The organism is Nonomuraea sp. NPDC059023 (assembly GCF_042740095.1).
GTDB lineage: Bacteria > Actinomycetota > Actinomycetes > Streptosporangiales > Streptosporangiaceae > Nonomuraea.
Map to the genome: position 1 here is coordinate 133,085 of NZ_JBHYIO010000038.1, position 9,730 is coordinate 142,814.

A 9,730-nucleotide genomic window follows, 5' to 3' on the forward strand; every position below is an offset into this window, starting at 1 on the left:
GGGCGGCATGAGCAGGGCGTCGCGAGCGCACCAGCGTCTTGCGGTCCGCTACTTCGACGACCGCATCCTGCTCACTGACTCCAACGCATGGGCCTATTTCCGGCTTCCGACGGTCAGCTATGAGTTCGTCACGCCCGAGGAGCGCGAGGCTCTGGCGACCAACATCACGATCGCGCTGGCGGCGATCAGGATGCCCGACGCGGAGGTGCACCTGCGCGTGGCGCACCGCACGTACCCCGCCGCCGAGTGGGCGATGGCCCTGAACGGCACCTCCGACGAGGGGGCGGGCTGGCGCGACTACCTGGAGGAGATGTACCGGCACGTCTGGGCGAAGGACTTCTGGTCGAAAGAGGTCTACATCGGGGTACGGCTGGGCTCCCGCGGCCGCCAGCTCGGGCAGGGAGTCCTGGCCCAGTTGTTCGGCTTCTACCAGCGCACCGAGAAGGTGCTCGGCCTCGACGACGACCACGTGCCGGACAGCGAGATCAGCAGATGGACCGAACAGGCGGAACGCCTGGGCAGAGCACTCGCATCCAGCGCACTCTACGCCCGGCACGCCACCTCGACCGAGGTGGCGTGGTTGTTCCAGCACGCCGCGTCCGGCTCGCTCGGCGACCCGCCGCCGTCGGCAAGCCCGCGCCGCCGCTGGGGCAGGGGCGAGATCGAGTCGCTGGTCGAGGGCGAGATCCGCAACGGCAGGTCGCTGCTGCGCATGGTGCAGCCGCAGGGCGACTCTTATGTGGCCCACCTGTCGTTCGCCCGCTTCCCCGACCTGATGCCGTTCCCGGACGGCGAGCCGTGGATGCACTTCTCCGACCAGTTGCCGTTCCCGGTCGAGATCTCCAGCAGGATGCGGCTGATCCCGCCGGTCAGGGCCTCGAAGGACGTGGCGCGCAAGCTCGCGCACGCCCGTGACATGGACATCCACATCCGCGAGGCGGGGGCAGAGGCGCCGATCGCGCTGGCCGAGCAGATCGACGCCGCCCGCATGCTGGAGCACGGGATCACCAAGGAGCGCCTGCCCTTCGTGTACGGCTGGCACCGCCTGATCATCAGCGCCCCGACCGAGGAGATCTGCGTGCAACGGGTCGAGGCGGTCGTCGAGCACTACCGCGACATGGGCATCGACGTGGTCAACTCCACCGGCGACCAGTTCTCGCTGTTCTGCGAGACGCTGCCGGGGGAGAAGGTACGGGTCAACGCCTACGCGCAACGCCAGCCCCTGCGCACGATCGCGGGCGGCATGGCCACGGCCACGGTCGACCTGGGCGACCGGATGGAGGATCCGGTTTCCGGCTGGCTCGGGCCGTACATCGGGGAGACGGTGGGAAGGGCGCGCAGCATCGTGCACTTCGACCCGCTCGTGGCGGCGATGCGCAACCGGCCCACGGCCATCGCGATCACCGGTGAGCCCGGCGGCGGCAAGACCACGCTGGCGCTGCTGATGATCTACCAGATGGCGTTGCGCGGCGTCACGGTGGCGGTGATCGACCCCAAGGGCGACGCCGACTCGCTGGTGCAACTGCTGCAGAAGCGCGGGCGCAAGGCCCGGATGATCCCGCTGGGCTCGGCGGCGCCCGGCCTGCTCGACCCGTTCTCCTTCGGCGACGACATCGCGGCCAAGAAGACGATGGCGACCGAGACGCTGCGGCTGCTGCTGCCGCGCATGTCCGAGGAGCGTGAGTCGGCGATGATCCAGGCGGTCGCCGCGGTCTCGAACGCGCCGGACCCGTCGCTGGGCAAGGTCGTGGACTACCTGGAGCAGTCCGACGACGCCGCCTCCAAGAACCTGGGCGCGGTGCTCCGTTCGATGTCGGAGATGCACCTGGCCCGGCTCTGCTTCGACCCGTCCGGCGGCGAGCAGATCGACACCGAGGGCTGGACGACGGTGTTCACGCTGGGCGGGCTGACGCTGCCCGACGTGGCCACCGGCCGCGACGACTACTCCTACGAGCAGCGGCTGTCGGTGGCCCTGCTCTACCTGGTCTCCCAGTTCGCCCGCAGGCTCATGAACAGCCTCGACAGGAGGGCGCCCAAGGCGATCTTCCTGGACGAGGCGTGGGCCATCACCTCCACGCCCGAGGGAGCCAAGCTGGTGCCCGAGGTCAGCCGTATGGGCCGCTCCCGCAACACGGCGCTGGTCCTGGTCTCGCAGAACGCCGGCGACCTGCTGAACGAGCAGGTGACCAACTGCCTCTCGTCGGTCTTCGCCTTCCGATCGACAGAACGGGTGGAGGTCGACCACGTGATGGCGCTGCTCGGTGTGGACCCCTCGGAGGAGCACAAGGCCGTGCTGCGCTCGCTGGGCAACGGCGAATGCGTATTCCGCGATCTGGATGGCAGGGCGGGACGCATTGCAGTAGACCTGATCTCTGAAGAGCTACTGCGCTGGCTCGACACGAATCCTACGCATGACAAACCCGGCGACAGCGGGAATGATCTTCAAGGGGGAGTGGGCAGCAGGGCGCAGGAGGTGCGGTCATGAAGGTCCGGCTAGCCAGGCGGCTGGCGGTTGCTCTGGCGCTGCTCGCGGGCATCATCGTGTTGCCCGCGATCGCCGGCGCCGCGTCACCCGCGGCCGCTGCTCCGTGTGATCTTTCCGGCACGCTCGCGCCGGAGCTGGTCGGCGGCGGCGTGGACGGGCTGCTCTCGCCCCCCGCGCCCAGCAGTACGGCGCCCGCCGCGCCGACGACCAACTACCAGCAGTTCGGCACCAGCGGCCAGTTCTGGCACACCTACGACATCGGCTGCGACTTCGGCTCCTTCATCGGCAACTCCTGGGCCAACCAGGTGTTCCTGTGGGCCAAGGCGATCGACCGGCTGACGATCACCACGTACCAGGCGGCCGCCACCGAGGGGCCGCTGGAGGCGATCAAGGACGTCGTCGACGACATCGTCACGAACCTGTCGGAAGCCATGTACTGGCCCTACCTGCGGCCGATCGTCATCCTCGGCGCGATCTGGCTGGCCTGGTACGGGCTGATCCGCAAGCGGGCCACCACGACCACCGAGGGCGTCATCTGGATGATCCTCGCCGTCACCGTGGCCACCTGGTTCTTCAGCCGCCCGCAGGACTTCACCGGGCTCGGCAAGGTGGTCACCGACAAGACCGGCGAGGTGGTCAACTCCGCGTTCTCCGGCCTGCCCGGCTCCGGCGGCACCTCCTGCCTGCCCGGACCAGGCCAGACGAGCCCGCAGGTCAAGGCGGGCGGCTACGCCCACACGGGCACGCCCACGGTCGACCAGAACGCCGACGCCCTCTGGTCCACGCTGGTCTGCAAGCCGTGGCTGATGGGCATGTTCGGCACCGCCGACCCCAACCAGCCGATCGTGCGCGACTACGGCCGGGCCATGCTGGAGATCCAGACGATCGACGCCGCCGAGATGGCCAGCGGCAGCCGGGACAACGGCGCCCACCAGGCCAAGTACGCCGAGTACGCCGACAAGCTCAGAGGCGACCCGCGCTACTTCGTCTTCCAGGGCAAGGAGTGGACCAGCAGGGTCGGCGTGGCCATCGGCGCGCTCATCGCCGCTCTGGTCGCCGGTCTGCTGATCTTCCTGGTGGCGGTCTCGCTGCTGGTACTGAAGGTCAGCTTCCTGCTCCTGCTCATCCTTGGGCCGATCTTCCTGCTGATCGGCGTGCATCCGGGCAGCGGGCGCATCATCGCCATGCGCTGGGTGGAGATGCTGATCGGCACTCTGCTGCGGCAGGCCGTACTGGCGCTGGTGCTCGGTGTCCTGGTCTACGGCTACGCGCTGATCATGTCCTCGGCGCTGCCCTGGGGTATGCAGATCCTGTTCATGGCGCTGCTGACGCTCGCGGTCTACTTCTACCGCCGGCCGTTCCAGCACCTGTTCGCCTCCATGAACGGGCACACGCTGACCACCCGCATGCTCGGCGACGCCACGACCGCCCCGGTGCTGAACCAGGCGGCGACCGTGCTGCCTCCCGTCGCGGCCAACAAGGTCAAGAACTGGGGCGTACGCAAGGCCGAGCCGGTGCTTCAGGCGGCGGCGGCCGGATCCGCGGGCGCGGCGGCCGGAGCGGCCGCGGCACGCGCGACCGCGGGCGGCGGCGACGGTAACGGCAACGGCACGCCGTCCGGCAACCGGATGCCCGCGACCCCCGCACCGCTCAACACCGACCAGCCAGGCAAGGGCGGAGCCCGTACGGCTCCCGCCGCCAGGACCGGCTCGGCGCCGCCGCTCAACCTGGGCGGCACGCCCACCCGCACCCCCCGCTCCGGCGGCCGTGGCGGAGGTGGCGGTGGCGGTGGCACGAGCGGCGGCGGCTCCGGAGGTTCGGCGTCCGGTGGTTCCGGTGGCGGCGGCTGGTTCGGCGGCCGGTCCGGTGGCGGCTGGGCGCCGCGCGGCGGCTCGGGCTCACGCTCCGGCGGCCCGGGTACGCGGTCCGGTGGTTCGCGCACGTCCTCGGGCGGTTCGCGCTCCGGCGGCGGTGGGCTGTTCGGCGGCGGCTCGTCCGGCAGCAGGCGTGGTTCGACCGAGCGCCGCTCTTCGGGCGGCGGCGGTTTCTTCGGCGGGTCCGGTGGTTCGTCGGGTGGCGGCATTTTCGGGGGCGGATCCGGCGGCCGGAACTCGGCCGAGGTGCCCAAGGCGCGCGGCTCGGAGCCGCCCCCGCTCTGGCTGCCGACCCGGCAGAGCGGCAGTGGCCGGGGCGGTGACGAGCCGTCGGTGCCGTTCTGGTTGAAGCCCAATAGTCCCGACAAGGATTGAGATGGCGCAGTCAGGTGACAAGCGCGGGGTGATCTTCGTCGCGATCGTGGCGGTCGTGGCCGCGGTCGGCCTCTATGTGACGATGTGGCCGGGCGACTCCGACCCGGCGCCCGTGACCGCCACGACCGGCAGCGCGGCGCCGAGCGTCCCGGTCACCAGCAAGCCGCTGGCCACCGCCAGCGACGCGCCGTTCGACATCTACGACTACCTGCCGATGAGCAGGCAGCAGCTGGCCGCCGCCGCCGACCTGGCCGAGCGGTTCACCGCCAGCTACGGCTCCTTCCGCTACGACGAGGACCCGTCCGTCTACGCCGATCGGGTCAAGGTGTTCACCACCGGCGAGCTGGCCGCCTTCCTCACCAAGGCGCTCACCTCGCCGGGCACCATCGAGCAGAACAAGACCGAGCAGACGGTCGCCACCGCCACGGCGAAGATGAAGGAGATCAGGCAGGTCGGCGCGACCTCGATCATCTTCGTGGTCACCAGCACGCAGAAGCTCACCGGCAAGTCGGGCACCAGCGAGCGCGCCGAGGACCTCGCCGTCACGCTCACGCCCGTGGGCAACGACTGGCGGGTCTTCGACGTGCAGCCGGCCGGGGACGGCCAAGACGGGGACCCCGAAGGGTGAACGTCTCCTCACGCGCCCGCATCGGCCTGGCCGTCGGCCTGGCGGGCCTGCTGCTTCTCGGCGTCATCATCGTGTCGCCGATGATGATGATGCCCGGCATGCCGTCCTTCATCGGCAACTCCACGACCACCGACTGCGAGGACGACGCCCAGGTCGAGGACGTCTCCGACTCGGGCTCCTCCGACATCCCGCCCGACCTGCTGGAGCTGTACAAGAAGCACGGCAAGAAGATCGGCGTCCAGTGGAACATCCTGGCCGCCGTGGGCAAACGCGAGACCGACCACGGCCGCTCCAACCTGCAGGGCGTCAAGAGCGGCACCAACTACGCCGGCGCCGCCGGGCCGATGCAGTTCCTGATCAGCACGTGGGGCGGCAAGGCCAGGATCCCGATCCCGTCGAAGTTCAACGGCTACGCCTCCGACGGCGACGGCGACGGTATCGCCGACGTCTACAACCCCGCCGACGCCATCCTGGGCGCCGCGCGGATGCTGAAGCGCAACGGGGCTCCGGAGAACGTACGGCGGGCGCTGTTCGTCTACAACCGGGCCTGGTGGTACGTGGACCAGGTCGAGGCCATCGCCAAGAAGTACGCCAAGTCCGGTGAGGTGAAGCTGCCCCCGCAGGCCGACCCCCAGTGCGACGAGCCCCTGGTGCAGGCGGCGCCGACCGACGTGGTGGCCAAGATCCTCTCCTACGCGCTGGATCAGCGGGGCAAGCCGTACCTCTGGGGCGGGACGGGACCCGACGCCTTCGACTGCTCGGGGATCATCTTCATGGCCTACCGCAGCGTCGGCCTGACGATCCCGCGTACCACGTTCGGCCAGTGGCCGTTCGGAATCAAGATCGAACAGGGGAGCGAGCAGCCCGGCGACCTGGTCTTCTTCAACGCCGGCCCCGGAACCGGCCCCAACAACCCCGGCCACGTCGGCATGGTCGTCTCCAAGGGGAAGATGATCGAGGCGCGCTGCCGGCTGTGCGGGCCGATCAAGGTGACCAGCTACCAGACGCGGGACACGCTGATGGGCTTCACCCGGCCGCTGCAGAACCCCGCCGTCCTCGATCAGCTGAAGAAGCAGGAGAATGCGGCCCTATGAGCATCGTCGTGGTGGCCGCCGTCATCGTCTCGGACGGGCGGGTGCTCGCCGCCCAGCGCGCCGAACCGCCGGCGCTGGCCGGAGGATGGGAGTTCCCCGGCGGCAAGGTGGATCCGGGGGAGGGCGAGGAGGAGGCTCTGGTCCGCGAGTGCCGGGAGGAGCTCGGGGTCGAGATCTCCGTCGGGCGCCGGGTGGGCGGTGACTGGCCGCTTTCGCCCGGGTACGTGATGCGGGTGTGGTTGGCCGCGCTGGAGGCGGGGACGCCGGTGGCCAAGGAACACCTGGCGCTGCGGTGGCTGGGGCCGGAGGAGTACTTCGCCGTCGACTGGCTGGGCGCCGACCTGCCGGTGATGGAAGCTGTGGCGGATCTGCTCGGACAGGATTAGGCGACTCCGTTCTGTGACATAACCACTACTAGGTGTGTCTGCATTCGGGGGGAACCGTCATGTTCGAGCGCAGGCGATCCCGTGGGGTCGCGGTGGCGGTGGGAACCGGTGCCCTGATCCTCGGGACTCTGTCGGCCGCGTCGGCGGCTGTGGCCGGCGAGGTGGCTCTGGTCTTCGACCGCGTGGGCGACCCCGACGACATCGGCGCGTGGGTGCGGACCGGGGATGTCCTGCGTTTCCGGGTACGGCTCGCCGGCGACGCCCAGGACGCCCGCCTCGCTCTGGCCGCCAGTCCGGGCGAAGCCCTGTCCACGGTCACCTGCGCGCCCCGGAGCCCCGCCACCGGCGACCCAGGGGTGATCGCCGCACCGCCCGCACAAGCGCCTGGGGTGCCCGCCGCCGCGTCTTCAGGAGCGCCTGAGGCGCTTGGAGCCGTGTCTTCACAAGTGTCTGGGGCGCCTCTTGTGTCGTCGGGGAGCGCTCCGGCGGACGACGGCTCGGCGGACGGCAGGGCGGCGGGGGCGTTGGGCGTGCCTCAAGTGGATGGGACGCTGACGCCCGGCACCGCGCCGACGCCCGCCGTGGGCGTGGCGGCGCGTGGGGCCGAGGTGTGCAGGCTGGGGAAGGTGTCGGGGGAGCGGGCCGTGGACGTGCGTCTGACGGTGCCGCAGGGGGTGAACGAGGTCGTCCTGGCCGCGGTGGCCCAGGTGTGGGGGAGCGGCGGCGTGTCCACGCTCAGCGGGAGCGCCCGCACCCCGGTGGGGACCGGGCCGATGCCCCGGCCCGCCGCCGCGCCGCCCCCGGAAACCGTGGTGATCCCGCTGCCCACCCCGATGGCCAAGCCCGCCCAGGCCCAGCGACCCGGCAAGGGGGACGAGGCCAGGCCGCGCAGCTCGTACACCGGACCACGCGGCGCCCTCACCAACGTCGGCCCGCGCAACGCCACCCAGAACGCGGCCCCGCGCAGTGCCGGCCCTTATGTCGCCCCGCGCAACGTCAGCCCCTATGTCGGGCCGCGCCCCGCTCAGGTCGCCTCCGCCCGGCCGGAGGGGTTGTGGAACGACCCGAACATCCGGCTGCCCAAGGTCGCTCCCGCGTCCGCCGCCACGACGGAGGCCGCCGGTGTGCCGCTGCCCCGGCAGATCGCGGTGGCCGCCAAGACGTTCGAGACCACCGAGCCCCTGAACCTGCTCACCGGTCACCGCGGCCTGTCCGTCGCGGCAGGCGGGATCGCGGTTCTGCTGGTCGCGCTGTGGTTCGTCGCCCGCGGGCAGCGCCGCAGGATCGCCGAAAATCAGCATTGAACCGTTCCAGCCCAGGTCACAGCGTGACAACATCGGAGAACAGGGCTTTACTGTTACTTTGACCTGACTAGTATTCCCTTGACCATGGTTCCGGGATGGCGCGGAGGGCACCGGTGGCACGCACACGAGCGACGGCCGTGTCCGCGTTGTTCCTCGCTCTCGGTCTCACCGGGGCGGCGGTCTCGCCGTTCGTCATCCAGGCGGCCAGCGCGTCCGCGTACGCCTTAGAGCCCCCGCCCATCGAGGGCTGTGACGCGGGCGAGGTGTGTGACCCCGAGGTCACCATCACGCAGACCGTGACCGAATCGCCGGAGCCTGAGCAGCCGGAGACGACGATCACCAAGACCGTCACCAAGTCCCCGACCCCCAAGCCCACGAAGACGCCCAAGAGCACCCCCACGCCCAAGGCGTCCAGCCCGGCGAGCCAGCCGCAGCCGATCGTGCCCAGTTCGCCGAACGTCCCGGTCCCGACGCCCTCCGCGGAGCAGCCGACGACCGAGGCCCCGGTGCAACTGCCCACGGTGGCCGGTTCGCAGCCGCCCACGACGACGTCGCCGACCCCGCCGGTCTCGGAGGAGCCCACCGAGGAGTCGCAGCAGCTGGAGTTGCGGAACGCGGCTCCCGAGTTCGACCAGCGGACGCTGACGCAGAAGCTGAGCATCCCGGCGCTGGTTCTGGTGCTGCTGACCCTGTTCGCCGTACTGATCTTCGAGGGCAGGCTCCGCCGCATGGCCCACGCCGCCGCGGTCCGCAAGGCCGGCCCCGTCCAGGACCCCCACGGCTACCCCGCCGGCCCCGCGTACACCGCCTACCCGGGCGCCCACCCGAGCGGCCCGCATCCGCCGCAGGGCTACCCCGGATATCCGGGCGGCACGGCGTATGCGCCGATCATCAGCTTCGTGCCGGTACAGACGTACCCGACCAACCAGCCCGCCTACCAGGACCCGGGCACCTATACCCAGCCTTACCCGCAGCAGCCCCCCACCCCCGAGCCGCCGCCCGAGCCCGTGGTGCTGCACCCGGACGAGTTCGACTCCTACAGCCACGAGCCGGACGACGACAAGGTGCGCGGCGCGTTCGAGCCCCTGGTCCCGCCGGAGGCCCCACCCGCCGACATCCCGTCCGGCGGCTCCGGCCCGTACGACGCGACCCGCGAGATGCCCCTCTCCCCCGGCTCCGCCGCCGAGCCCGGCGACGAGGACCTTTTCCGCAGGGATTAGTCTTCTTTCTGTTCGTGCAGTTCCAAAGCCTTTCAGGGCTTTTATCCGTTACGGCCAGCCGCCCCACCCCCACCCGCCGTACGTGGCTGAGGACATTCCAGGGTCACGGCAGGCAGGCCGCGCATGGCCGCCCACCGCAACGACCGCCCCGCTGGCCGGACAAGCCTCAAAGCCTTGACCACTTGGCGGGGCAGGGTGCGCCGTGGCGGGGGTGCGTTTGTCCGGCGTGAGAAGCGATCCCCCCGACACGTGAGCCAGCGGCGGTGGGTGGCGTGGGGGCGGCTTGCCGTAACAGATCATCGGCTTGAAGGCGCGGAAAAGCGCCCGCAGTCAGGGGGCGGCGGGCGCTTGACGGGGCGGAAAG

7 protein-coding genes are annotated in these 9,730 nt (G+C 70.7%); all 7 read left to right on the plus strand.

What is annotated here, in order from left to right:
* Positions 1–7: 7 nt before the first annotated feature.
* The 7 genes from ACFWYW_RS45710 to ACFWYW_RS45740 all read left to right on the plus strand — a co-directional run bounded on the left by ACFWYW_RS45710 (position 8) and on the right by ACFWYW_RS45740 (position 9,366).
* Positions 8–2,485, plus strand: coding sequence for an ATP-binding protein (locus ACFWYW_RS45710; protein ID WP_379610659.1), 2,478 nt, complete (start codon positions 8–10; stop codon positions 2,483–2,485).
* Complete coding sequence (locus ACFWYW_RS45715; protein WP_379610658.1) at positions 2,482–4,734, plus strand: type IV secretion system protein; 2,253 nt, start codon at positions 2,482–2,484, stop codon at positions 4,732–4,734. The genes ACFWYW_RS45710 and ACFWYW_RS45715 overlap by 4 nt, the downstream gene beginning before the upstream one ends.
* Before the next feature lies 1 nt (position 4,735).
* Positions 4,736–5,362: a hypothetical protein gene (locus tag ACFWYW_RS45720; protein WP_379610657.1), complete on the plus strand. Its 627-nt coding sequence runs from the start codon at positions 4,736–4,738 to the stop codon at positions 5,360–5,362.
* Positions 5,359–6,456, plus strand: a complete 1,098-nt coding sequence (locus tag ACFWYW_RS45725; protein WP_379610656.1) for an NlpC/P60 family protein — start codon at positions 5,359–5,361, stop codon at positions 6,454–6,456. Before ACFWYW_RS45720 ends, ACFWYW_RS45725 begins: the two co-directional genes overlap by 4 nt.
* On the plus strand, positions 6,453–6,842 hold the full coding sequence (locus ACFWYW_RS45730; protein ID WP_379610655.1) for a (deoxy)nucleoside triphosphate pyrophosphohydrolase: 390 nt from the start codon (positions 6,453–6,455) through the stop codon (positions 6,840–6,842). Before ACFWYW_RS45725 ends, ACFWYW_RS45730 begins: the two co-directional genes overlap by 4 nt.
* A gap of 59 nt (positions 6,843–6,901) precedes the next feature.
* Positions 6,902–8,146: a hypothetical protein gene (locus ACFWYW_RS45735; RefSeq protein WP_379610654.1), complete on the plus strand. Its 1,245-nt coding sequence runs from the start codon at positions 6,902–6,904 to the stop codon at positions 8,144–8,146.
* 113 nt (positions 8,147–8,259) lie between these two features.
* Positions 8,260–9,366 carry a hypothetical protein gene (locus tag ACFWYW_RS45740; protein ID WP_379610653.1) on the plus strand — a complete coding sequence of 369 codons (1,107 nt, stop codon included), beginning with the start codon at positions 8,260–8,262 and terminating at the stop codon, positions 9,364–9,366.
* Positions 9,367–9,730 lie beyond the last annotated feature (364 nt).

Coding starts and splice junctions, on each gene's coding strand:
- ACFWYW_RS45720 (WP_379610657.1), top strand. CDS start 4,736: ATGGCGCAGTCAGGTGACAAGCGCGGGGTGATCTTCGTCGCGATCGTG.
- ACFWYW_RS45735 (WP_379610654.1), top strand. CDS start 6,902: ATGTTCGAGCGCAGGCGATCCCGTGGGGTCGCGGTGGCGGTGGGAACC.
- ACFWYW_RS45715 (WP_379610658.1), top strand. CDS start 2,482: ATGAAGGTCCGGCTAGCCAGGCGGCTGGCGGTTGCTCTGGCGCTGCTC.
- ACFWYW_RS45710 (WP_379610659.1), top strand. CDS start 8: ATGAGCAGGGCGTCGCGAGCGCACCAGCGTCTTGCGGTCCGCTACTTC.
- ACFWYW_RS45730 (WP_379610655.1), top strand. CDS start 6,453: ATGAGCATCGTCGTGGTGGCCGCCGTCATCGTCTCGGACGGGCGGGTG.